We start from the raw sequence: 25,550 nt of genomic DNA, 5'->3' as shown, positions 1-25,550 counted from the left end.
ATCACATATCGATTGCCCTTTAAGTATCGACACAAAAAATATCCCTAACAAAAACGTTACAGCTTTCATTAATTTACTCCTGCGTTCAATAGTTCATTAGTAGCTTTCCTTTGCAAGCTAACTATTTTCTATACCGCCTTATCTGTTTGTGTTAAATATTATTTGCTATTACCGGTTTCCCTAAAGTCTTGATAAGTTGAAACCTCGGCCTTTCATCCAACTTGCTGTGGGGTGTAAGTATATCGTTAGAGAGGGGATGTGAGACACTAAGCGCAAGCGCGCAGCAGAGGAACCCGGCCTCCACTTATTAAATAGCAAGGAGGCCGGGCTGTAGTAGTTATTTCAATGTTGTTTCCAGGGTTTTAGCCAATGCTTCCCCGCGCAGATTTTTTGCGATAATCTTTCCTTCAGGAGAGAGCAACAGGTTTTGCGGTATGGCGTTGACACCATACTGTCGTGCCACTTCGTTTTTCCATCCTCTCAGGTCACTGACATGAATCCATGGCATGTTGTCGTCGTGGATAGCCTTGAGCCAGTTGTCCCGCTTATCATCCAGGGATACGGCCAGGATAACAAAATTTTTATCCTTAAAGGCATCGTATGCCTTTTTTACATTGGGGTTTTCCGCCCGGCAAGGGCCACACCAGCTTGCCCAGAAGTCGAGCAATACATATTTCCCCCGCAGGGAAGACAGGCTTACCGGATGATCTGCGGTATCCCGTTGTGTGAACTCGATGGCATCATTGCCGACACTGAGTTTTTTGGCGAGTGCGATCCGGTCCGCGAGTTTCTGGCCGCTGGCCGAACTACGCATGCGGGCGCTCAGCTGACCGAGCAACGGCTCAATTTCAGGTAGATTCATGGCGCCACTTCTATACCTCACCAGATCCAGCGCTACATAAGAGTCCGGGTATTTTTTAATAAAATCGTTTTCTATTTCCTTGCGGGTATTTCTAAGTTCCCTGACCCTTTCCTCCATCCGTTTCATACCGGCGGTATCTTTGGTCGCATAATATTTTGTATAGGCGGTTTCAATCTCCTTTTCCGGTGCCGTGACTTTTTTCAGCTGGTGTTGCAGCGCTGTATATTCTTTCTGCGTGGCTCCGCCGGTGATAACAGCCGTTTTGACGTTCTTACCGGATAATACGATGTTGCCGCTTTCGAGGTAGAAGTCCTGTATATCGCGCTTCATGTAACGCTCATAGGTCATCGGGCCTTCTTCTTCCTGCAGCGGTTTCAGTTGGAGGGATGCCCTTGTTGGCTCACCAGCTTTGCCTTTCAACGTGAAGCTGCCGTTAGTGAGTAATACCGAGTCTTCCACATTGTCATCACCCTGGCGGTAGCTAAGCATCAGCTTACCGGTTGTGGCACCGCTGATTTTACCTTTGATGGTAAAGGACTGTTGGGCGATGGCTGTTTGCAGTCCACCGGCTAGTAACAGGGCCAGTAAAGCAGCCCGTTGAATGAGATGAGTGCGCATCGTGTATATTTTTTTATGGTTGATAATGGCCACATTAATAGCCTTTGTTCTGTGTCAGTTTCGGATTTCTCGCCATTTCTGTAGAACTGAAAGGCAGGTATAACCTGGTTTCATTCCTACCCAGTGAAGAGAGATAAGGCAAGGCGGTACCAAAGCGACGCATGTCCTGCCAACGGCGACCTTCTCCCACAAACTCCCGTCTACGTTCGTTTTCCAGTTCTTTCAGGAAAGCAGCGGGGCTGGCAAAATCACCATTATTTTTAGTACCTGCTTTACGGGCAGTTCTCAGTTGATTATAATAGGTAACATCCACGGTTCCTTGTCTGGCGCTGGCTTCGGCAGCAATCAGCAATGCTTCGCTGTAGCGGAGATAAGGATAGACGGCGAAGTTGGCAGAAGCTGCCTGCAACGTATCGACGGAATATTTCAGGAGGTAGTTCACCCGTTTACCGATCGCATCATTTTGCTGCGGATGTAACAACTGTTTGCGGATGTCGGCAGGTTCGTACAAAGCTGCCAGTTCATCGCTGACCCAGGTCAGCCCGGGGCTGTTGCCTCTGAATGGCGCACCGGGACTGTAGAAGGTAAACAAGCCATAACGGTCGTAGTTATAACTGAGTGGACCCTCCACTCCCCGCCACATCATTTCCCGGGAGTTGGTGTTAAAACGGTAGATATCTCCGTAATCGCTGTTGCTAAGGGTGAATTTACCGGAGTTGATCACCTGCAGGGCGAGTTCGCCGGCTTCCCGGTTTTTCTGCTGTTGCAGGTAGGTGCGGGCCAGCAGTAGCTGGGCTGTTTGTTTACAGGCCGCATCCGGTGAGTTGAAATCGCCCAACAGCGGAAGGGCTGCCGTCAGATCAGCGATGGCTGTTGCCCGTACTTCTGCTTCGCTATTCTTATCCCGCCGGAGTTGATTGATATCCGTTTCTGTCTGCAGCGTAAGGATGACACCACCGTAGGATTCTGCCAGGCGGAGGTAATTGTACGCCCGGATACAGAGGGCTTCTCCCAACACCGACGACATGTTGGTCAGCTGTTTGCTGTTGATGTAATTGATAATGAAGTTGGCATTACCGATGGCTTTATAGGCACTTGCATAGTTACGGGCATTACCAAATCCATCTTCTGTATTGGGATTGCAGGCATCATACGCTTGCGGATTGTATTGCGTTGGCGTACCTCCCTGTATGGAAACGATATCATCACTATAAATATCCCAGACAGCATAGGGCTGATAATAAATGCCATCCAGTTTATAAGCACCATTGAGCAACAGCGGCAGGTCGCCGGGTTGTATATTTTGCAAATTAATAGAGGTATCCGGTTTCGGTTCGTCCAGTTTGCCGGTGCATGCCGCCAGTGAGACTGCGGTAACGAGTGCTAATATGGTATTTTTATATGTAAACATGTTGAATACTATTTAGGATATGTAATCAGAATCTGACATCGATGCCGATGGAGGCGGTACGTGGCATAGGCACTACAGACAGCTGCATACCCGATTCGAGTGCCTGCTCAGGATCACCTGATTTCAACCCTCTGTCTTTAATGAGAAATATGTTTTGCACAGCAGCGTATAGCCGTAACTGTTCGAATGCTTTACTTTTGACCACACGGCCTGCAAAATCATATCCTACCGTCAGATTTTTAAACCGCAGGAAAGACCCGTCAAAGAGATAGAGTGTGGAAGGCCGGTTGTTCCAGTCGGTGGTCTGCCCAGCGCCATGAGCGCCTGTTACAACGCGTGGGTAGTGGCTGTTATCACCAGGTTTAGTCCAACGTTCCAATACCCAGTCAGGCATATTCTCCATGACACCGGTACTGTTATCCAATCCATAGAAGCGGGCAAACTGGTCGCTCAGGTTATATACTTTGTTACCTACTGTAAATATAAACTGTGCAGAAGCTGTGAAGCCTTTCCAGGAGAGGTCCAGGTTAAAACCACCGTTCCATTTAGGCTGGGCTACCTGCACATAGCGCATATCTTTTTCATTTATGATACCATCTTTGTTGACATCTTCATATATCACATCACCGGTCTGATTGTCTATTCCATTTGCCTGATATATTTTCAGCAGTCCTACAGGCTGGCCGGTTACGGCGTAACCAATTGGACCTGCCGGGTAATAAGCACCATAGGAGACAATGCTGTCACGCAATTGGGTCACGCGGTTCCGGTTGATGTTAACCACCGTACCAATGGTCCATTTGAAGCCGTCGGTACGTTGCGCGGTATTGCTATAGTTGATGGCAATATCTACACCACGGTTTTCCATGGCACCCAGGTTGACACGTTGTGTAATGTATCCGCCACTGGACCAGGGAATATTAGCAGCGGAAAGTAAACCATCTGTTTTTTTGTTGTAATATTCTATAGTTGCACTTAACCGGTCATTAAAGAGACGGGCTTCCAATCCAATGTCCTGCTGGTGGGTACGTTCCCATTTAAGACCGGGGTTACCCAGGCGGTTACTCAGTTGCAGGGCAGGCGCGGTGAGATAGGTCGTTGTATTGATAAGACTGCTCACATCGTCCTGACCCAGCGGGCGTATATTACCGGTAAGACCGTAGCTGGCCCTTACTTTCAGGTAGCTGATCCACTTTTGTTGCTGCATGAATGACTCACTGCTGATCACCCAACCACCGGAAACAGCCGGGAACCAGGCATAACGATAATCTTTCAGCTTGGAAGATCCATCCCGCCGGAGAGAAATGCTGAGCAGGTATTTATTATCCCAGCTGACATTACTGCGGAAGAAGAAGGACTGGGAAACATCACGGTACCTCCGGTTTTTGGAAGCAACGGAGTTGTCGTAACCGGAGGCATTACCAGGGGCCCAGAGACTTTCACTCATCGGGAACCCCTGTAAGGCGAAGCCACTGATTTGATAGGCATTGTCTGTATATTCCTGACCGAGTACCGCATCACCGCGCCACTTACCGGTTTGGTAACGGTAGCTCAATACGTTGTTCCAGGTATAACGAAGGCCTTTATTATCGTCATTAAAAAATTTCCCCTTTGTAGACTGGCCTTCATAGCTAAGGGGATTATCGAATGATTCTGTCAGCACGCTACTTTTAGAAGCAGCTAACATGGTGCGGAAGGAGAAGTTTTTGGGCAGGGTAATTTCACCAAAGAAATTGCCCACATAGTTCCAGGTACGGATATTCCTGTTATAACCTTTCAGCCGGGCATAAGGATGTTCCTGTCTGCCGAACGAATAGCCATAGGTACCATCTTCATTGTGCGTGATGGAATCGGGGGTGTCTGGTCTTACTGCCAGCGCACCGGAAAGGTCGGAGTAGATGTCGCGGCTCCGGGTATTGGAGATATTGATGTCTGCTCCTGCCTTGAACCAATCATATACTTTCTGTGTAACGGCCAGTTTTCCGGAGTAACGGGTGAAATTACCGGTGCCCAGGGAATTATCTTCTGAATACTGGCCAAAAGAGAGGTAATAACTCGTCTTGTCGCCACCTCCGGACAGGCTTGATTGTATATTCCGGGTAAGCGCCTGTGCAGGCATAATTTTTTTGATCCAGTTATTATCTGCACTCCCCATTTGCAGGTTGTTGATCTGCGCGTTCAGGAGTCTTTTTTCATTATTCAGGCTGTTGACCTGTGCAGGTGTAAGACCACCTGCTGCCAGCCGTTGGTCGATATCGCTGATCCGGTTATCCCTGGCTTCCCGGAATATCATTCCGTATTCGCTGGTGTTAAGCGGCTTGTAGTCGAAGTTTGTTTTTGTGATACCCCAATAAGCGTTTAGGCTTACCCGTGGCCGGCTATTGAAGTTGCCCTTGCGGGTGGTGATGAGTATAACCCCCTGCGCGCCACGGGCGCCGTACATCGCACAGGAAGCAGCATCTTTGAGCACTTCCATCGATTCTATATCCTGCGGGTTGAGATTGCCCAGGCTGTAATTGGCATTGGCGCCGGAAGGGTTGGCATCTATTACGAGGCCGTCTACTACGATCAACGGATTCGCGCCGGTACCCCCATCGTTCACTTGCAGGGTTTGTACGCCCCGGATAGTAAATATCGGGAGGGCGCCGGGAGCGGAGTTGTCTTGTTTTACAAACAATCCGGCTACACGGCCCTGTAAGCCATTGATGGTGTTGGATGACATGTTTTGTTCCGGCCGCAGCGAAGCTACCTTGGCGATGGAACCCGTCAGGTCTCTTCTGCGGGCATTACCATAGCCAATGACTACCTTTTCATCGAGGGCCTGTGGCGCTGTTTTGAGTACCAGTTTGATCAGCGGGCGCCCGTTGAGCGGGATCTCCTGCGTTTGGTACCCGATAAATGAAAAGACGAGCACCGCATCCGGCGGTACATCAGACAACGCGAACGTACCGCTGGCATTGGTAATACCTCCCGTGCGGCTGCCTTTTATCCCAACAGATACACCAGGTAGCGGCTGTCCGGATTCATCCACCACAACGCCGGATACAGCGATAGGTGGCGCTACTACTTCCGGCCGGTCCTGGATGATGACCATATTCTCCCGGATCGTGTAGGTCAGCGGCTGATTAGCCAAACAGCTGTCCAGCGCCTCCTGGAGCGTACTGTTTTTTAGTTGCAACGTAATTTTTCCGGCTTTCCGCAACTGCGACTCCGTATATACGAAGCTGTAATCGGATTGTTGCTGTAGTACCGTAAATACTTTGCTTAATGATACTTCATGCAGGGAAAGCTGCAATCGCTGTGAATAGCTTTTGGCACTGAGTTGAAGACAGGCCGCCAGCATCAAAATGGCGGATAACTTCATGATCCTCTTTAATTTGGTTGATGTAAAACGGAAATCATGTCCGGCTTGACTCCAAGCGGTTAAAATCATACATTTGATTTTGGTGATTAATAAATCGTCATCAGCTGACATTAAGATCGCCTGTATGTCCAGGTGTTAGCCGCACCTGGTACCCATCCTGCTCATTAGCCGTGAGCAGGATTTTTTTTACAGGATGGTATAATAAATGGTTGATTTGTTATCGTCGTTATTTATACATCGGATGCCTCACGGTCAGGGATATACTGTTGCGTGGCGGCCGTTGAGCCGGAAGTGTATCTTTCCCGTCAGTTCCAGAATGCTGAATGCTTCCGCTGCGTTGGCAAAGCGGGGGATTTCCGCGTAGAAACGCTCATCACTCACGCCGGCATAGGTTACGTCCATGTCATACCAGCGGCACAATTGCCGCATGATTTCTTTGATAGGTACGCCATTAAAAATAAAGCGGCCATTCTTCCATGCGATTGTTTCATTTGTGTTCACCATAGTTTTGGTTAATTCGTTGGTTTGTTTATTCAACGATGCCTGAAGGCCGGGTATCAGTGATAAGTGTTTTCCACCACCTATCACCTGTATTTTTCCGGTCAGCAGGGTAGCTGTTACGGCTGTTTCTTCCGGATAGGCGGCCACATTGAATCCGGTACCCAACACCACGACTTCCATACCTTTTACTTTTACATGAAACGGCTGTGCTGCGCCGGCCACCACTTCAAAATATCCTTCGCCACTCAATTCCACTTCACGGTTTCCTTTGCTGAATACCACCGGATACCGCAGGCTGCTCATCGCATTGAGCCATACCTGGCTGCCATCGGACAAGATGACTTTAAACTGTCCACCTCTGGGTACCGTCAGCGTATTATAGGCGGGTGTTGCATCCGGCGCCACCAGTTGCTGGTATACGACCAGCCCACTGTCTGACTTCGTAATACGTACCTGCTGTTGCTGCACGACCATCCCATTCATCGTACTGTCGAGCGTGATGACAGTACCATCGGCCATGGTCAGTGTAGCCTTGTTGCCGCCTGGTGGCGGAACAGGCACTTTCGCCACAGCCAGCGGCGCCGGTACTCCGGGCTTCACGGGCTGGTGCTGCTGTAGCAACCAATAGCCGCTTAGCAGGAGCATACCTGCCAGCATGGCGGCAGCCACATAACGCCATACGCGCCGGAACGGCCGTACAACGGCCACCTTTTCTGTGGCCTCATCTTTACGAAAGATGTTTTCCAACATCCGGGAGGAGACGTCGTGAGACAGCTGGACCGCCGGTTCATAGGTAGCCCAGGCGCGCTCCAGCACCTGCTGCAAGGCAGCATCATCGGCGGATAGCGCTATCCAACGGGCAAGTTCTTCCCTCTCAGCAGGCGTACATTGCTGCTGAAAAAATCTTGCCGTCAGGTATTGTATTCTCCCTTCGGACATGGAAACAGGTTTAGTAAATGAATGACAATCCCACTGAAATGCACTGTCTATCTACTAAGACAATAAAATGGAGCAGTATGTCTAGTGGTGCTGAAAAAAAACTTTCAGCTGGAATAAGATCCGGTGTATAACAGCAACAGATAGAAAACCGGTAATAAGTCGGTATGATCCCCCAACCTGGTTCTGATGGTACGCAAGGCTTGTACGAGATGTTTATTGACGGTGGAAGGTGAGATCTGCAGCAGCCGGGCAATCTCTTCATGTTTTAGTCCTTTTTCCCGGTTGAGCAGGTAAACCTGTTGTTGCTGTGGCGGAAGAGCGGTTACAATCTCTTGTACCCGTTCACGCAGCGCTTTGAACTCCACCTGTTCAAGTGCAGCGGGAGCAACCGGCGGATGCAGCGTTTCGTCTACCGGCAGCAACGTGGCCCGGGCCATCTTCCGAAAAGCATTGATAGCATGGTTTTGCGCCATGCGAAAAAGATAGCTGCTGAAATGGTGGATACCCGATAGTTTGTCTCTCTCTTTCCATAGTTTTAAGAAAACATCCTGGACGGTATCCTCAGCGGTATCCGGAGAACCGTTCAACCGCAACATAAAACCGTACAGCTTCTGATGGTAGCGCATAAAAAGCTCCGTAAAAGCAGCTTCATCTCCATCGGCCGCCAGCGCCAATAATGCCGCCTCGTTGTGCTCTCCTGGAATATTCATTCAGCTGGTTGGTTTGTTTCGAAAAAAGTCTTGCTCCCGAAAGGAAATGTAAAAATAGAGAATATGCTGGAAGTATCTAGTACGTTTTACGGAATCGGGCTACTTTAACAGGAGGAGATGGCTGCTATATGTGGGTACCGGATTGCTTTAAGTAGTAGGGCCGTAATGGACTACAGCTGTCTTTTTAAGAAAGACAATAGCGCTTTTTCAATAGCCGCTGTTGCCACCGTTTTGTTTTTGATCAGTGCTTTCAGCAAGGTGGCCGTTGTTTGTTCTTCATAGGCGGTCAACAAAGCGGGATGTATATAATACTTTCTGCATACTGCCCTGGTGTTGCCCAATTTCTGCGCTACGCCATCGATAATATCCAACAGGCTTTTTCTTTGTGTGGTAGGCATACCATTACTCATCATCTCCGCCATCAGCTGAACCGCTGTTACACTACCGGTCCACGTACGCATATCTTTACAGGTAAAGTCTTCGTGCATGTTTCTTTTCAGATAGTCATTCAGGTCGCCGGAATCCAGGCTATGGACAGCTCCCGTTTCATCATAATACTGAAAGAGCTCCTGCCCGGGTATTTCTTTCACTTGTTTGAGATAATGCGTCAGGGCAGAGTTTCTTAGTGGTACCAGCTGCTGTACCCCTTTTTTACCCTTGAAGCGAAAAAAGGTAATGTTACCATTTATCTGCGCATGCCTGTTTTTTAAAGTCGTTAACCCATAGGAACCATTCTCCCGTTCATAGCTGGTATTGCCTATTCTGATACCTGTATTGTCGATAATACTCAAAGCAATAGCCGCTACTTTATCTTTTGTCAGCTGCCTGGTCCGGAGGCTTTTCTGTATTTCCATCCTCAATGCAGGCAACTTTTTCCCGAAATCGTAGAGCCGTTCATATTTCTGTTCGTTTCTGATCCGGGACCACTCCGCATGATAGCGATATTGTTTACGTCCCTTTACATCATAACCGATTGCCTGCAGATGCCCGTTTTCAAAAGGACATATCCATACCTGCTCCCAGGCAGGAGGAAGTACCAATCTGGTGATCCGGTCCAGTGTTTCTTTAGCAGTAACCGCGTGGCCTTCATGATCTATGTAAATAAACTTTTTCCCTTTCCGCTGCCGGTAGATCCCTTTCGTCTGGTTGATGACATACTTCAGGTCATTTTTTTTGATGACTTGTTGAATAGAAAGTGCAAGCATACCTTTTGTATTTTTTACAGCGCAGTATGTATGACGCTATAAAACAGCAAACAAAAGTCAGACCGGACTGAGATAGTGATCGGTAGGCATTGTGGTCATCAGCTTGCTAAATGGGTATGAAGGACGGCGTTTTGTGGTGCGGCGCCATCAGGTTGTCGTTTATGTCCACATCAACCTTTCTACACTACTTTATCAGCAATAAAAATTGGCAGCCAACTCACTTATCATAACTCAATCCTGGTAAATCCTCATCGAAATTAAAATTACAACTGTCTTTGTACATGCTGCTTCTAATGTCAAAATACCAGTTAGCATCCTTAATATCAATACAGTATTGTAAGTCTCCAGTCTGTTTGAAAGACAAATATCTATCGGATCTGATTAAAGCATCTTTCAAAAGATGATAGGATCTGATTTTCAATGAATCTACTAAATTCAATTCCAAGATTCTATTTTTATCTAAATCAGTTATAAGGTTCTCTTTTACCATCCAAGTTTCACCAGAAATGCCTGATGTTTCATTTAGACAGACTACATTATTACTATCTGTAATATTAAATACCAAAAGATTACAAAACAAAATCCTTCCTGAGCCTCCATTTACAACCTTTAATATTAAATAGCTATCACCATTCTGACGATAATGCGAAATACTTTTGATTATGGCAACAATTGGCTTTCCAACAATTTTATTAACATCAAACTTTTGATTATTGACAATAAATGTATCACTAACGTCTTCTTTAAATAACCTCAGGCTATAAGTAGGAGCTTTATGTTCTACCTTATATTGATCATTGATCCTCCACGTTTTGAAAGATAAAAAAGTATCTTTTTGAGGAAGATCCCAATAGTCGGTCTTTAACAAAACTGGACTTACCAATAACTCGTTGTCAACTTTTGTGGAAACTCCGTTGCTTAGTTGTTCAAAACTGCAAAATGGAACCCTTGTACGTTTTTCCTTACATGCTGTCAGGGTAAATGCGATCAATCCAATTACTATTGACTTAAGGATTAAATCAGTCTGATTTATACTTTGGTATTTCATGTCTTACAGTATTATTTTTTCCATCTCGTCTCCAGGCAACCGAATTGGGATGAGGATCTTGGGATATATTTAGCGAACGATTAAAACTTATTCTTTAATCTCTATGACACATTTTTTGTAATACTACCAAGGCACATAACCGCCCGTATAAGTAATTATGGCATCTACACGGAGATTCATTTCCAAATATGGTCACGATAATCAATGGCAACATTTTTCCCGTAGAGCACCATTATTAACGCATGAAAACTATCTCGTCTTCTATTACTGCTCAAAGCAACTTTGGGTTGCCAAAGCGGCATATTCAGGATAGCCTTACGAATAGCCGTATTCAGCCTGTTGCCAACCGAAGTTTTCCACATCATGTTGATTGGTAGTTTGACTTTACCGATAGTATCAATACTAAAAGTGATTTCAATAATATGCCTATTCATATCGTTAGCTGTAAGCGTAGGAGCCAACTCTTTTGACAAATAGGCCCGAAACAAACTGTCGCCTCCTATGAACTGCGCCGGTTCTGCTACCTTTATTAAGACAGGATCAATTCCGCCATTCTCATCACAGTCGCAGGTTATCGATTTCAAAAGAGAATCTATATCCATTTCTTGAGCTTGAGTATACTGCTCAAAACCTAAAATCAATAATACAGTCAAATAGAAAAATCTCATTCTGATTTAGTTAAAAGGCTGGCTTATCAGATATTACATTAATTTCTATACCTACAGTTTTATTACCTTAATTTACTATCTTAAGAAAACAACTCAAAGCCAGCAATTAAATCCTTTTATCTATCAGTTCTCTCTCATGGGTTATAATCGCAAATAAGTAATTTTTAACTTAATGTGTCGCATAGATAAAGTCATTTATACAGTACTCAGCAGGGCTAACAACTGTAGTTCTCCACTCAATTATTTGATTGATAAGTGCATTCAAATTAATACTATACATAGGTTTACACCAATCATCGATAACTACTTCTACTCCTAAATCCGTAAAGTGATTAGTAAATGTTATTGGCATAAACTGTCTCTGAATAAAGAACAGTGGAAAATCGCTGCAAGCAACTATCATTTTCTTTGAATCAACAATTAAATCAATCCATATATCCTCCTCATCCCACATAATATCAAGGTTACATGCATCCGCATAAATATACAGTGAATCGATCCATCTTTCTTTATGAAATTTATTTAGTTTAGCAAAAGCTTCATTAAAATAGCTCGTCAAATCAATCATGTCTTCTTTTGTATCTTTTGGATGAATTACTTGGGACACACGTATAAAATCCGTACAAATCCTGTAAATATTCAGTTATCTAGCTAGCTCTTGTTTCACCAAGAATTCTCACCTCATTATTTAAAACTTGAATCTTCACTTTATTCAACTCGGAACCCTATTAGTTATAAAGATCAGCATATCTCCCTAGTGTTCAAACTCTAACATTCCAAACAATGCCATAACATCAACATTTGAGTATACTATTAAATCAGAATTAGCTATGGATATTGTATTCGATAAAATTGATTTATCACCCGACAATTCAAAAGATGAGACAATGTGCTTTAACCTCCTTTTGGTTTCGTCTCTCATTTCTTCGTTTTCTAATCTTCTCTTAAAAACGAATAAGAATTGGTCTCGATTTATCTCAAACCAATGATACGCCAAAGAATCGCAATTATTAAAATATTTCTCTTCCAATTTCTTATTACTAAGTGCGAGTAAACTCCTAATCTGTAATAGCCTTATTTCATCTATCATTTGGTTATTAATTGGTTGTAAAACAACTTACCCTGCATCCTAACTCAAATAGATTGAGGTGTTACTGAGTTTTCATTACTTTGGGACTTTAAAATTAATCAAGTAAAAAACAATAAGTATTACATCTCAAAAGTACTCTAAAATAATGAAGTGGCTTAATGAGGTTACCGGACTCCTATAAACTAACCAAACAATGTATTTATTCTCTCTTCAATACATCCACCACCAAACATTAACCACAAGCCATTTTTAAATAACAAGAAGCTACATCGAAAATAATTGGAGTGCCTTCAGGATCGTATATACAAAAAAAAAATTCCATTAGGTATCTGAATAAAATCCAGTGGAAATCACTTTTGATACAGCCTCTCAATATTTATCCTATTCTAAAATTCATTAATTATCAAGATTGGCTCATTTTCTTTATAAGTTCATTTTCTAACTCCCTTACATTTATTTTCTTTTTTGTCTCCAAAAGAAAATCCTTCTCAATTAAATAATCTACAAACTCCTTGTCAAGTTTGTAATTGGGATAAAATCGAAGATAATATGGAAAATATGATGGCCATATCCATATGCCATCAGTACGATAATCATGAGGCAAAATGTAATCCTTGGTCTTCAGATCCATAAAATATCCCATCCACGCCATTACTAGTTTACCTTTATCTAAGTAGGCTATTATTTTATTTATCAATTCCGGATCATTAACGCTTGCTTCTTGTATTTCTTCAAATAAGGCACCTCCAAGATTTTCCTCATATTCCTTTATAAATCCAATAAGTCTCATTAAGGTATTGTAATTTTTGTATTAAAAAATGTCCTAAACCTTCCACCAGATTAAAGTAGTTTGTCAGCTCTCGATACCTCAGTAGATTATTTATTATACGGTAGTACTACCGATAAAGCCAATGCCGCCCTGTATGATGCAGAAGTTATCCAGTATTTTAAAGAGATTGAGACGTTGCCAGGTGAAGATAAAACTGCATTACTGCGCATTATTGCTTTTATCAGGGATACTAAAACTAAACAAACTTATACTCGCTAAACGACAGAGCCCTTCACTGTCGGGGCTCTGTCGTTTAGTGAGTATATTCTAAATAACAATCTACCCATAAATGTCTATGGCCACTTGGCAAACTCTTCGTATGAGTTAAATTTTAAAAAATCTTCCCGCTTCAAAAGTTTTCCATGATCATTATCAATAATAACCTTTCTATCAGGTGGAATAGAGGCTACTAATGTTTGTAGATAACGAAAATCATAAAAAAGGCAAGTAAATATATTAAATTCAGAAAATTCAGAAATAACCTTTTCTTGCTCAAAGGGATCCATCATATCAAAAATGCTGTTATCCTTTGAAACAGAAAAATAGGTTTTATGCTGTTCAGGAATGTTATATTCTATTTCAAATTCATTTAGATCATCAAACTTAATGGCACCTTCGGTGTAACGCTTAAAATCTGATAATTTAAATGTTGAGTCAGTTATTAAAAACGCATCATTCATATAAATTTCTCATTTCTGTTTAGGAGTTACATATTCTATTAAACTCTTAAGATCTCTAAAGACTCTGATATCGTTTTATTTCATACTCTTCTCTACAGATTCTGCCATCTTTATATACTACAGATAGCTTATACAGAACACCATAACTAAAAGAGCATTTGCACAAACAGAAAACCCGGTCAGGTACCGGGTTTTCTGTTTAAACTATTAATACGTTTAAAGTTAATTAATAGATTCATAATTCCCCCTACTTTAAAGAAAATTATTGGAATGTTTGCCACTCTGTAGTAAGCATAAAATTTATTGTAAATTAAGGCCATCTACTATCCTTCCCTTAACGTCGGATATTTTCAATCTCATCTCTTCGTACAATACCCTTGATGATATAGACGGCTCTAATGAGGTATCTATATGATAAAGGTAATATGTCGTATCTATAGCATTAAAATTACTTATCGCTTTCAAATATATTACTGAGTCCAAGTAAACCACTTCTATTACCTCTTTTTCAAGTAATGTTAAAGAGTTATTCCCTCCGACATCTTTGGAAAAGAGGGTACGCCTCTCGTCACTTCTCAACAAATAATAATCATCAACTATATGTTTTCTTTTTTCTAGAAAAGGATCTAGACATGATACTAGGAATACACACCCAAACAACGATATTTGACTACAATTCACCTTATGCATTTTTGGCTTATTATCTCCACTTTACATTGACAAGCAAGACACTATGTATGTCTTACATATAGTTTCTGACTCAGCACTAGTTCCCCATTCTCTATCATTCAGATCCACATCATTTTCTACCTCATTAAACCCATACAAAATCATCATTTCAAATACCATCGCCTCATCCATCAACTATACTAAATCATATTTTTCTTTGTAACGATAAGATCATTGATCAAGTAAAACAAGATTCATTTCATCTTCTATCGATATCTTACTCTTCCAATCATCACTCTCTATACCATCTTCTTTATACAATTTCAAATTGTATTTATCTGATTTCAATTTGAGATATTCATATACTGGAAAATCCCCAACGTCCCAATTATTTTTATATCCAATAAACCCAAAATCCTTCAACATTCTGTTTAATGAAAGATATATAGCATTAAATAAATCTTTAAACGAGATATGCGATTTTAATAGCTCAACATTGTAACATGGATCAACTGGTGATAGCTCATGAATTTTAATCTCTATTTCTGAACCTAATGCTGTAGATGTAAGAATCCAAGAGTAATTAACACGGTCATCATACCATTTAACCTCAAAAGTATATGAAAAAAAATCACTATCGCCCTCTTTACTACTATTATAAATAATAAAAAGACCATTCAACAATTCTTGGAATTTATCACCATATGTAGAACTGTGACCAATTTTAATTTTTCTATCAGTCATTTCAAACTCTGCTGTTATATAACCACATGTTTGGATAGTAAATTGTAAATTCATAAAGATTAATGTGATTGTGATTGAACATGAGATTGAACATAAGGGGCATTGATTATATCTGATTTTAAATATTAAGAAGGTACTATCCGAATATAAAACCCGATCTACGATCGGGTTTTATATTAATACAATTATTTTCTCAATTTCTTCAAATATTCATTCCTTATAGAATCTGAGTTATATACCGAGGGGCAGTGTTTACTCACATACATTGTAAATCTATAAGTAAATTCATTAACACTATCTACGGTCTTTTTATCTAAAGTCCCCATATATCCATTTCCATAAAGTGATTCAATATAATTAATCCTAAAGTATCTATTCTCTATAGCAAATTTACTATCACATAAAATTCTCGCATTATAATAATCAACATTAGCATGATTACTTTCCATGCAATTACAATATTCTTCAGCCAAAACTACACCATCAGATGAAGAGTCCCTACATCCGACAAAACACCAAAATGATAATGCTATCACAACTCTAAATATTATCATATTTTTCATTTTCATAGTACCTCTTTATCGTTATTGGCAGTTACAGTTTTATCACCTTTTTGTCCTTCAGGAACTGCTGTTTACCTAATGTTATTATAGTAATTGCAAAAAACCGAAACCTGAATACATATCAAAATCCGTCTCCTTCCCACTTCATTATAATTCTCCGTCCCTTTAATCCATATCTATAGGCCATCCAGTAATAAAATTCAATTACTATCGACACATCAAAAAGCTAAAAATGACGGGAAAAAATTAGTAAAAACGTTACTATTTTAAGAGAAGATCTAAGAATACTCTCTTAGCCTTTCAAAGCAGATATCATAACCTTTAACTTTACTGACTATTTCTACTTTATCACCAATAATCACACCTCTCCTACTCTAAATTTAACTTCTACAAAATAGTAAGTTATTTCCTTATTTATTTTCTGCGGCAGGGATTATACTATACATACCCCAACTATTATTGCTTGCCAAAAGAGGTTATCTTACTTTGAAGATAACCTCTTTTCAATTTAGAGTTCAGCAATATTTTCAATTAAATAAATTTCCCTCAATAATGCTTAAATACATAATTCAATGTTCAAATTCTAATACTCCAAATAACACTGTGATGTTAATATTTGAGTAAATTATTAAATCAGAATCACCTGTGGATATCGTATTCGATGAAATCAACTCATCTCCTGACAACTCAAAAGAAGAGATGATTTGTTTTAGCCCTCTTATAGTCTCTTTTTTCATCTCACTATTTTTTAACCTTCGTTTAAAGACAAATAAAAACTGGTCTCGTTCTATTTCAAACCAATGATACTCCAAAGAGTTGTAATTAATAAAAAATTTCTTCTCTAAATTCTTATTGCTTAATGCAAGCAGGTTTCTAATTTGCAATAATCTTACTTCATCTATCATTTGGCCGGTAATTTTGGTGGTAAAACTGCTGCTCCTGTTACTATGCCAGGAACGAGTACTTCTTTTTCATCAAATCGATCAGGAGAAGGAACAACCCGTGAAATCTTAAACGACTTCTTCAATAGTACCCCTCCTGATCCACGCTCATTAGCCCATTTAATTGCCTCTTTCTCAGATATAGTCCAAGAAGTAAATATACTGAAGTTTTGATCTTCATTATGTCTAATTGGGTCATTGTGTCCCCCTTTTAATCCCCAAGGAACGGCCATACCACGCTTAGCATTGGGTAAGTCGTCATGCTTAGCATGTACCCCCCTATACAATATAACCTCCTGATCTTTTTTATCAGCTGCCCAAACTTCAGTTTGTAGTATACTTCTACTTGATATGCGCCTCAATGCCTCATCTGTCCGAATAGCAGTATAGGTCTCTCCGACATCATCTACATAACTCTTAAATGAGCTTGAAATTTTTATTTTCCTTGCCTCTATCCATGCTGGGCTACCTTCAGGATTACCCATTTTTTGCGGCAACAAAGTCAATGCTACAGTTAAAAGCACTCCTCCTAAAAGAGATCTACTACTTTGTATCACCACAAGTTTACCTGCAGAATTCACTGCCATTTTCCCTCCTAGTTCCGTAGCTGCTTTTCCAACAACTACAGCCGCAGCCCCCGTCGCTGAAAAAGTTGATAAATTCACTTGCCCACCTTTTATCTTAAGAAATCTTGGTTGATCATTATAATTAAGAAATTCCAAACCATCGAAATCGACTCCAAGAACAGGGCTATTACTTGCAAACTGATACGGCGTTAATTCAGGATACTGCTTAGTAATCGGATCCACACTCAAAAACCTCCCCACTCTCGGATCATATATCCTCATCCCATAATCCTGCTGATTTCCATCACCCTTCACCTCCGCATCATTCTCCTTCCCATTAAACCCATACCTATAACCAGAAGTTCCATTAACCGCACTCCCACTCCCTGCTCCGCCAGTATAATTCCCATCTGCAATATAAGCATCAAATGCCTCATTATTACTATCAAAACCTGGTATAAATTCAATGTATTCAGAAGCAACATATTCTGGTGGTTGGTTATTGCTGCGGCTATTGACCGTTAAGGAGGTCGGTACCGGATAACCGTTCACGGTTTCGCCACCGGAAGACCAGCCGCCTTGTCCCAGGTAGCCACCGCGGCCTGGCATCAGCGAGCCAAAAGGATAGTATTCCTGGGTACTGGTGATAACCGGATCGTAGTGGTCGATGGTGGTGCCGTTTGTAGAAACAGGACGTTTGCGATCGGATACGGTAGCTAATACGTTACCCAGGTGATTACTGAGTTCAAAGGTTTTATTACCTCTGATGAAGGCAAGGTTATAGCCGCCCTTAATACCGACAGTATCTACAATAGGAACAGGAAAGGTATCCGCCACTACCTGGCGGGTACTCATACCGAGCCGGCTGCTACCATACAGGTGGGATTCTACCAGGGTAGCCCAGCCATCTTTTTGAACAGTTTTATCATCTACCGCATATACGCCCATAACGTTGCCGGTAGCATCTCTGACATACCAGGTTTTGACGCCGTTAACGGACTTGCTGATACGATTACCGGCTACATCGTACGTATAGTCGATGACGGTACCGTTGCTTTTACGGATTTGTCTGATCTTACCATATACCGTCCAGGCGATGGAGTCGATGCCGGAAGCCCTATCGCGGATGATGTTACCGATTTTATCATACACGTAGTTATTGGCAGACTGCCGGTCAATATCCGCGCCATAGTCACCGTTATTAACGGCATCCTGGATGTAGTTCAACCGGTTGTTTCTGGCTTCGTAGTTGTAAGTTAAGCTGTCCATCACCAGCGGTTTGCCGGCGAAGGTGTTGTTACCGTGGCGCAGGTATTTTAAAATGTTCCCGTTGCCATCATAAGCGATACGTTCCCGGAAATCATTGATACCGGTAGGTGTCCAGGTATTGGTGGTGGTGTTGAAATTACGGTGGGCATCCATGCCTACCAGCCGGTTCAGTACATCATAACTGTACATATAGAGGAGTGGCTCTCCGATAGCTGGCAGTTGGTTGCTCATAGCTGCAATGTTGCCGTTATACAACGGTTTGAAAGCAGTAGCAGTACCAATCGCCGCAAATGGCTTCATCGCTGCATTTACCGGCCGGTATTCCTTGTCGCCGGAGTAATGCAAGGTAAAACCATAGGCGTCGGTGGCAACTGTAGCACCGGATTTCCCGTCACTGCCCATATCGAAATTGCTGGTGGCTGTGCTACTGTTGACACCTTTCAGCCAGCCTTGCAACGTATAGGCATAATCGATACCCTGTACCTGTTGCTGCCCGATAACAGCTCTGGCTAATGGACCATGTTTATAGTATTGGTAGAAGGCATCTTTTTCCCAGTAAATGCTGTCATAGCTTGTTTCTACGTTGGTGATACGGTTTTCTGCATCATAGCTGTAGCGGTGGTAGACGGCATCTTTGTTACCGGGTTGATAATTGACCTGGTTTACTTTTCCGCTGATGAGGTCATAATCATAGGTGATACGTTTAAAGCGGTTCACCCATTTGTCCATGGCACCCACTTTAAAGTCCTGCAACAATGTATCTACGTTCCCGTGGATATCATAGCTATAGAAGGTACCGCTGATATAACCGGCAGTATCAGCAGCTGTGATGTTATCATATACAACACTATAGGCGACCCTGTTGCGAACGTTGTTGCCATACATCAGTATGGCGCAAGGTGTATATGGCGAGTCGTAAACGGTACGGGTAATCTGCGTACGGGCTTTGCCGGCATTCACAATCCACTGCTGCAGTTTTACGGCGCTGCGGCTGATGTCGTCGTTCATCATTTCCGTCGTGCGGATTTCTCCGACTTCAGTGATACGGCCCAGGTCATCGTATAGCGTATAGCTATAGGCAGATGGAGCCTGCTGTTCATTCTGGGAAGCGGACAGGCGTCCCAGGCGATCATACCAGAAACGGGTAGTACCTCCATCCGGTGATGTTTGTATCACTACCTGGTTGAGGGAGTTATACCGGTACTGGGTAGCCAGCGTATGTTGTGGCAGTTTAGCGGTATTGGCTGCACGGGCAGCTTTCACCGCATCCAGCCATACCGGACTACGATCTATGACAACTCCTTTCGGTGGAATGGTTTTCACCAGGTTACCTGCCTGATCGTAATAGTAGAGGGTATACTGGTATTCTCCTACCAGCCGCTTCATCGTGAAACGTTCCTGGTCTACCGCTTTGATGCAGGCGTCCAGGTAATCTTTTTCGAAGCTGTTATCTAATGAATCTTTGTAGTTATTATAGTAGGCAGTACCTGTATTAACGGCAAATACCTCTTTGTCATTACATGGACTAACCTCGCTCGTGCCGGCATCTTCGAATATAACCGGTGTACTGCATAATAACGGACCACTATTAACAGGTGGATTACAGGTCGTGATACCACAACCCCGCACGATATTTTTGGGTAAGCTGCTATCTACTACCAGAAACGCAGGCATGACAATACTACTTAACATGTTGTTCACCTCAGTCCCTGTATTGGTATTACGGATATACTCCGCCCCAATATTATCCAGACTTAAGGCAACATTGTTACAGGTAGATTTTGCGGCTGCCGTGTAGCGCGCAAATGCCGGCATTCCCATGATACAGGAAGTAACAATGGTACCATCCGGGTTGATCGCTAGGCCGGTGATCCGGTCTCCTGGGAAGGGGGCCCCCTGTTTACCGGTGCCGACAACCAGTCTTTTATTGCTATTCAAACGATAAATCTGATTGTTAATAAGAGAACCGGTATAATGTGGGGCCATTAACAAACCACGATCCAAAGTTGGTGTAACCACCAGGCTACTTAAATTCGCACCTGCCTCATGTGGCAAACCAATACCGGACAACACATAACCCGCATCATTTAAATCCAATACAACCGCCTCTCTGTGAGCACCGTCGATATTATCTGACTGCATCATCACCAGACGATATCCTCCCAATATTCTATAAACACCCACAATATCATTATGCAGGACGTTGCCATTTTTTTGTTCCCTGTAATAATGTGTTTTACTGATGGTACTACCTGTAGCGACATCCACGCTCACCAAAGCAGGGCTGAACAGGCCTTTATAATATAGTAAACCCGCCAGCAGCAGATTTTGGTCAGGTTTCTGTATCAGGTTATATCCCATTTCAGCGTTAGAACTGGTACCAAACTTTTTGGCCCATCGTGGCACGCCATTATCCTCCAATACCCCCATCAGCCAATCCACATCGACACCACTTTGCAAATTATGGCTACCGGCATAGGCAAAACCGCCGCCATTCAAAGCGACAACATCACGTATATCTTCCCCATTTGTACTTCCGGCACTCACTACCCGACTCCAATGAACAGTACCATCCGCCCGGATCTTTACAATCAGTCCTGCCCAGGGGCTACTGATATTTAGTTCCAGCTTCGAAGAGCTGCGTCCTGCCAGAATGTAACCACCATCATAGGTCGCTTTTATTTTATTGAAGTATTCTTCTCCATCTCCGGCATCATAGGAGCGTCCCCACTGTGCATTACCAACACTATCTGTTTTTAAGATATAGCCCTTGTCTCTCCTTGTCGAGTTTATATTACGGCAAGAACCTGCCATCAGAAAACCACCATCCGGCGTACGCAGGATATCGTTGATATCCATGCCATAAAAGGTTGACCGTCCTCCTGTACCGCTGTTCACATCATAGGCAGTGGCAGACTGTTTTGTCTGGCATTCAGGGCCGGTACTGGCCATACTGCTCGCATTACATCCCGACAAAAACTGCAGGTATTCATTACCATCCTTATTAATACCTAACCGGCTGTTCATGTAATTCGTAAACAGTCGGTTGATTTGTTGCTGCGTGGTATCTGGCGCCGGATACTTTGGCAACAACGTTGGATACAGGGCTTTATATTGATTATAAAGACTGTCGGCCACCTTGCAGGTAACACAGTTATCTGTGTAACACTGTAATGCCGCCGGAATAGGCACGGCCTTTTCCAGATAGGTACAGCTACCATATGGATTACAGGCACCCTGCAACAGATCCAGCACCTCCTGGGTAACCTTGATCTTTCTTGCCCGCAACAGGTAGGCCGAGAATGTTTCCAACGCGGAGCTTTTGTTTGCCGTATACTCCCTTTTCAGGTTACTGATTTTTTCGCATTCGCAATCAGATGGTTTGGTAAAGGTTTCTTTATCCGCATAGGCCGGTTGCCGGTTGTAAGGCGCCGGTAAGGTAATTAAACTGTTATTACACATTGCCGATGTCGCAATGCCTTTATTCCGGTTATAACTACTCAGGAATTCATCAAAGCTTTTGTATTTAAAGGTGCTGGAAGGCTTTACAGAACTGGCGCCGAAAGTATGATCCTGATCTGCACCTTCCAGGCAGATCATTTTCAGCGTATCCGTAATATTATTTAAATCATTTTTATAAGCGTCACAGGTCTTTAATTGATTAATCCAGGCCTGTACATAACTCTTGCAATTCTTTTTATATTCATTCACTAATGCATCCTGCGCAAATTTCCTTGCACTATCAACGGACGTATTCTTATAATCATGCTCATTTCTATACAGCTCGAAGGCTTTCTCCGGATGAAGAAAGTGAGATTGTTTGTTTGCAGCCATCAGTTCCTTCAGCGCTACCTTACAAGGAACATATTCAATCCTTGTTTGAATATAATTTCGCTTCAGACTGAGGTATAACTCCCGGAAGTTCCGCCAAACCATATTCAGATCTCCCGTACAGTAGGCACTTGTATTGATATCCAGCGGCTTACTGAAACTCTGCATGCAATTAACATCCTGCGCCAGACATAAGGTACTGCTGAATGCCAGTGTCCAGATGCTCAACCCATCTTTGTAAGTGTTCATGACACTTTCCACCAGCCCTTTAAAATTATTGCCGGCTGCAGTGGTAAAAGGGTCCACATTAGCAGGTACCCCACCGTATTTGCCGGTATATCCCGCCATCAGGGTAGGATTCAGATAGCCGGCAGCCAAAGCTTCGGAGTACGTATCGATAGCTGCAAATCGTTTATCCCACTCAAAACTGGATCTATATTTCTCATACTCTTTCCACTTGCAATACTCCGGGTGAAACTGCAGCAATGCTTCTGCCCAGGAGGGTTTGAAGTTTTCGCTAAACTGTGCCGCCGACAATAGCTGAGGTACCACATAAGCATTCCTGGTGGCATCATACGCAGAATCCGGTCTTCCCAATTCATCTACATAAAATATATCTCCCCTCGTGTAAACCGGCTCCTCTCCCTTTGAACGATAAAGGAAAGATTGACCCGTACTATCATCCGCCAGGTCAGCATACTGGCCCGATGGCGCTGTAACATCCGCCAGCATGGCATTTCTCAGATCATCTGCCAGTGTAGCTTTATTACAAAGTACATCACAGTTTTCTACTGCTTTCGCATATGCCCGTGTTATTTCTTCCTTATAGGTAACGGAATCCGTAGCTGCTGTTAATCCCGCCCGCTGCAGATAATTATCCCGGTATACCGGATAGGTACCAATACTGGTCAGGCAGGCCTGACAGTCAGTTGCACAACCAATACCCGAATAGGCATCCCGCTGCTGCTGAATAAATTGCTCCAGGGTTTTACAGGCATTTCTTTTACGGTAGATATTATCCCGGTAATACTCCATTCCTTCCCGGCTGACACGCAGGGTTTTGGTAATTTCATAGGTACCCTTTTTTAGCTCCAGTGAAAAATTTACCTGGATAGGCGTAGGATTACAATTGGGAACAATACTGCCTGGCGTATAATTTTTGATGGTCTTCACATAAGGTACACCATTCGGTAACAACTGATTATTCACATTATCCGTGATGGTAATCACCAGTTCATACATACCCGCATAACATACCGTAGCAGTATCTCCTACGCAGGGCTTCCGGCGTAATACGGGAGGGGTGAAGAGATAACGGAAATCGTACGTATTGCGGGTATCCACCTGCTCTGTTTTCCGGGATACTGCCACTAGTTCATCCCATGTATTTTTTTTACCTGCACCACTGATTTCACTCTCTACCGTATCCAGCTTACGATCCGACAAGTCTGCCAGACCTGCATTGTCCGGAGAACCCGCCAATGCTGTAGCCACCGTTCTTCCGTGCATATCTACATAACTCACACTCACCTGTCCGTTGGCATCTGTTACAGTATTACGGAAGTAATGTGACTGATCACCCGCTTCGGTACCAAAGATGATATCCAGCTCACTTTGCGATACATCTCCATAGGAATATTTTGTTTCATGTCCGCTACCCAGCTGATGATCTGGGCCCACCCCGCTCTGCCGGCTGATCCGGCCGGTATTGTCCTGGGTATATTCTGTTTCTGTCAGCGGATATCCCGAAGCAGCAGGAACAAAACGATGTATCTCGTCATTACTCTTCGGGTTCCGGGAAGAATAATACATACTGGCCCCACTGGCACTGTCTAACGGATTTGCATGTACGGATAAAGAAGTGTTTATATTCGTCAGCCGGTCATAATTGTCTTTGTCATACTCCACATTATTGAGACCGGTATTGAAATTACGGGTATACCGGATAATATTACTGAGAGAAGGAGCCGGCATTACCTGTACCGCGGGCCGCCCCTGGTAATCGTAGTAGGTTTCTGCAATGACGGTGGTATCGGTTACATTATCTTTCGTCACAGTCTGCCGGTTACGCAAACTACCATCGAAGTATTGGACCACGGCTTTCCGCTTGCCGTCTTCTGCAAAACTGACGGAAGACTGCCAGTTCAGCTTACGCTGGTGTCCGGGAAACGCATACCCATTCAAGGTTACGCCTGCCACTTCATTACTCCAGATGGTATTCCAACGCGCCTTTTTTCCCCGCGCCAACACTGCACGTACCCGGTAATATAAAACGCCTCCGTTATCGTATAATAGTGGAATACGATATTGGGTACCCTTTACGGTTACACGGCTGGCATTATTGGTAAATATCAGGGAAGCATTATTCTGATAACTGCTGATCACAGAAGAATCCACATACGCCCATTCCAGGTCATATTCATCAGCACCGGTAACCGCATTCCAGGTTATTGCTCTTTCGTCTGTTCCGTCTGTATTAACCGGTATGGCATCTTTTACATTCCGCACAGCATCTGCCACTGCATCCAGCTTATAGGTTGGCTGTATACTCATTTCATTCTCCAACACCAATGCCGCGATAGCACCGGGAACAGATACCGTGATATTTTGTACCGTCACGGTTACCTCCTGACAATTACTGAACACGAAAGAGGACCTTGCCTGGTAAGCTTTGGCAGTATCACTGTCGACCTTCAAAGTTCGGGGGATGGTACTTTCTTTTACCGTCCCACCAGCATCCCGGTATTTATATTTGATCAATACATTGATGGTCGCATTAAATGCATTGGGTAGAAAAGCCTTTGCATACTCATTCACCCGGAAGGTAACGATGTTTTTTACCGGATAAGGTAATACCAGTTTATTTTGATTAGCCCCGATATAAACACTGTCCAGTACAGTAATACTGGCATTAGCTACCAACTGATTACTACTGCCTTCCAGTCTGTTTTTCAGGGTAATCCCCGTCTGTGCAGTAGCCAGTGCGGAAACCAACAGCAGTACAGGAATAATTATATTTTTAAGAATACGATACATAATTTA

Annotated in this window: 16 protein-coding genes; 1 reads left to right on the top strand and 15 read right to left on the bottom strand. The window is 43.1% G+C overall.

Annotated elements, in window-relative coordinates; translation table 11 throughout:
- Positions 1-337: 337 nt before the first annotated feature.
- From OL444_RS09545 to OL444_RS09500, 10 genes are all read right to left on the bottom strand, one after another.
- Positions 338-1,480 (bottom strand): TlpA disulfide reductase family protein, encoded by a 1,143-nt coding sequence (locus OL444_RS09545; RefSeq protein ID WP_264733444.1) that lies wholly within the window; start codon positions 1,478-1,480, stop codon positions 338-340.
- 34 nt (positions 1,481-1,514) lie between these two features.
- Positions 1,515-2,891, bottom strand: coding sequence for a RagB/SusD family nutrient uptake outer membrane protein (locus OL444_RS09540; protein WP_264733445.1), 1,377 nt, complete (start codon positions 2,889-2,891; stop codon positions 1,515-1,517).
- Positions 2,892-2,916: 25 nt separating this feature from the next.
- A complete protein-coding gene (locus OL444_RS09535) occupies positions 2,917-6,255 on the bottom strand; it encodes a TonB-dependent receptor (protein WP_264733446.1) in 3,339 nt (1,112 codons plus the stop codon).
- A gap of 252 nt (positions 6,256-6,507) precedes the next feature.
- A complete protein-coding gene (locus OL444_RS09530; RefSeq protein ID WP_264733447.1) occupies positions 6,508-7,695 on the bottom strand; it encodes a FecR family protein in 1,188 nt (395 codons plus the stop codon).
- A gap of 104 nt (positions 7,696-7,799) precedes the next feature.
- Positions 7,800-8,405 (bottom strand): RNA polymerase sigma factor, encoded by a 606-nt coding sequence (locus tag OL444_RS09525; protein WP_264733448.1) that lies wholly within the window; start codon positions 8,403-8,405, stop codon positions 7,800-7,802.
- Between the two features lie 170 nt (positions 8,406-8,575).
- The gene (locus OL444_RS09520; RefSeq protein ID WP_264733449.1) at positions 8,576-9,610 is read right to left on the bottom strand and encodes a DNA topoisomerase IB; all 1,035 of its coding nucleotides are present in this window, start codon (positions 9,608-9,610) and stop codon (positions 8,576-8,578) included.
- A 217-nt stretch (positions 9,611-9,827) separates the two neighbouring features.
- Positions 9,828-10,658: a hypothetical protein gene (locus tag OL444_RS09515; protein WP_264733450.1), complete on the bottom strand. Its 831-nt coding sequence runs from the start codon at positions 10,656-10,658 to the stop codon at positions 9,828-9,830.
- A 176-nt stretch (positions 10,659-10,834) separates the two neighbouring features.
- On the bottom strand, positions 10,835-11,326 hold the full coding sequence (locus OL444_RS09510; RefSeq protein ID WP_264733451.1) for a hypothetical protein: 492 nt from the start codon (positions 11,324-11,326) through the stop codon (positions 10,835-10,837).
- Between the two features lie 169 nt (positions 11,327-11,495).
- Positions 11,496-11,933: a hypothetical protein gene (locus OL444_RS09505; protein WP_264733452.1), complete on the bottom strand. Its 438-nt coding sequence runs from the start codon at positions 11,931-11,933 to the stop codon at positions 11,496-11,498.
- Between the two features lie 886 nt (positions 11,934-12,819).
- Complete coding sequence (locus OL444_RS09500) at positions 12,820-13,206, bottom strand: hypothetical protein (protein ID WP_264733453.1); 387 nt, start codon at positions 13,204-13,206, stop codon at positions 12,820-12,822.
- 60 nt (positions 13,207-13,266) lie between these two features.
- Between OL444_RS09500 and OL444_RS09495 the strand changes: the two genes are divergently transcribed.
- Positions 13,267-13,464 carry a hypothetical protein gene (locus OL444_RS09495; protein WP_264733454.1) on the top strand — a complete coding sequence of 66 codons (198 nt, stop codon included), beginning with the start codon at positions 13,267-13,269 and terminating at the stop codon, positions 13,462-13,464.
- A gap of 74 nt (positions 13,465-13,538) precedes the next feature.
- Here OL444_RS09495 and OL444_RS09490 read toward each other — a convergent pair whose 3' ends face one another.
- From OL444_RS09490 to OL444_RS09470, 5 genes are all read right to left on the bottom strand, one after another.
- The gene (locus OL444_RS09490) at positions 13,539-13,925 is read right to left on the bottom strand and encodes a hypothetical protein (RefSeq protein ID WP_264733455.1); all 387 of its coding nucleotides are present in this window, start codon (positions 13,923-13,925) and stop codon (positions 13,539-13,541) included.
- A gap of 900 nt (positions 13,926-14,825) precedes the next feature.
- Complete coding sequence (locus OL444_RS09485; protein ID WP_264733456.1) at positions 14,826-15,392, bottom strand: hypothetical protein; 567 nt, start codon at positions 15,390-15,392, stop codon at positions 14,826-14,828.
- 131 nt (positions 15,393-15,523) lie between these two features.
- Positions 15,524-15,907 carry a hypothetical protein gene (locus OL444_RS09480; RefSeq protein WP_264733457.1) on the bottom strand — a complete coding sequence of 128 codons (384 nt, stop codon included), beginning with the start codon at positions 15,905-15,907 and terminating at the stop codon, positions 15,524-15,526.
- A gap of 563 nt (positions 15,908-16,470) precedes the next feature.
- Entirely contained in the window at positions 16,471-16,806 is a 336-nt protein-coding gene (locus OL444_RS09475; RefSeq protein ID WP_264733458.1) for a hypothetical protein, read from the bottom strand.
- A complete protein-coding gene (locus tag OL444_RS09470) occupies positions 16,803-25,544 on the bottom strand; it encodes an RHS repeat domain-containing protein (protein WP_264733459.1) in 8,742 nt (2,913 codons plus the stop codon). The genes OL444_RS09475 and OL444_RS09470 overlap by 4 nt, the downstream gene beginning before the upstream one ends.
- Positions 25,545-25,550 lie beyond the last annotated feature (6 nt).

Origin of the sequence: Chitinophaga nivalis (assembly GCF_025989125.1) — a bacterium.
Taxonomy (GTDB): domain Bacteria; phylum Bacteroidota; class Bacteroidia; order Chitinophagales; family Chitinophagaceae; genus Chitinophaga; species Chitinophaga nivalis.
The sequence above is the reverse complement of the archived record's forward strand: the minus strand, read 5'-3'. Positions and strand labels throughout refer to the sequence as shown.

Excerpts from the sequence above, each read along its gene's own strand:
- OL444_RS09545 (WP_264733444.1), bottom strand. The coding sequence starts at position 1,480 with ATGCGCACTCATCTCATTCAACGGGCTGCTTTACTGGCCCTGTTACTA.
- OL444_RS09540 (WP_264733445.1), bottom strand. The coding sequence starts at position 2,891 with ATGTTTACATATAAAAATACCATATTAGCACTCGTTACCGCAGTCTCA.
- OL444_RS09535 (WP_264733446.1), bottom strand. The coding sequence starts at position 6,255 with ATGAAGTTATCCGCCATTTTGATGCTGGCGGCCTGTCTTCAACTCAGT.
- OL444_RS09530 (WP_264733447.1), bottom strand. The coding sequence starts at position 7,695 with ATGTCCGAAGGGAGAATACAATACCTGACGGCAAGATTTTTTCAGCAG.
- OL444_RS09525 (WP_264733448.1), bottom strand. The coding sequence starts at position 8,405 with ATGAATATTCCAGGAGAGCACAACGAGGCGGCATTATTGGCGCTGGCG.
- OL444_RS09520 (WP_264733449.1), bottom strand. The coding sequence starts at position 9,610 with ATGCTTGCACTTTCTATTCAACAAGTCATCAAAAAAAATGACCTGAAG.
- OL444_RS09515 (WP_264733450.1), bottom strand. The coding sequence starts at position 10,658 with ATGAAATACCAAAGTATAAATCAGACTGATTTAATCCTTAAGTCAATA.
- OL444_RS09510 (WP_264733451.1), bottom strand. The coding sequence starts at position 11,326 with ATGAGATTTTTCTATTTGACTGTATTATTGATTTTAGGTTTTGAGCAG.
- OL444_RS09500 (WP_264733453.1), bottom strand. The coding sequence starts at position 13,206 with ATGAGACTTATTGGATTTATAAAGGAATATGAGGAAAATCTTGGAGGT.
- OL444_RS09490 (WP_264733455.1), bottom strand. The coding sequence starts at position 13,925 with ATGAATGATGCGTTTTTAATAACTGACTCAACATTTAAATTATCAGAT.
- OL444_RS09485 (WP_264733456.1), bottom strand. The coding sequence starts at position 15,392 with ATGAATTTACAATTTACTATCCAAACATGTGGTTATATAACAGCAGAG.
- OL444_RS09480 (WP_264733457.1), bottom strand. The coding sequence starts at position 15,907 with ATGAAAATGAAAAATATGATAATATTTAGAGTTGTGATAGCATTATCA.
- OL444_RS09475 (WP_264733458.1), bottom strand. The coding sequence starts at position 16,806 with ATGATAGATGAAGTAAGATTATTGCAAATTAGAAACCTGCTTGCATTA.
- OL444_RS09470 (WP_264733459.1), bottom strand. The coding sequence starts at position 25,544 with ATGTATCGTATTCTTAAAAATATAATTATTCCTGTACTGCTGTTGGTT.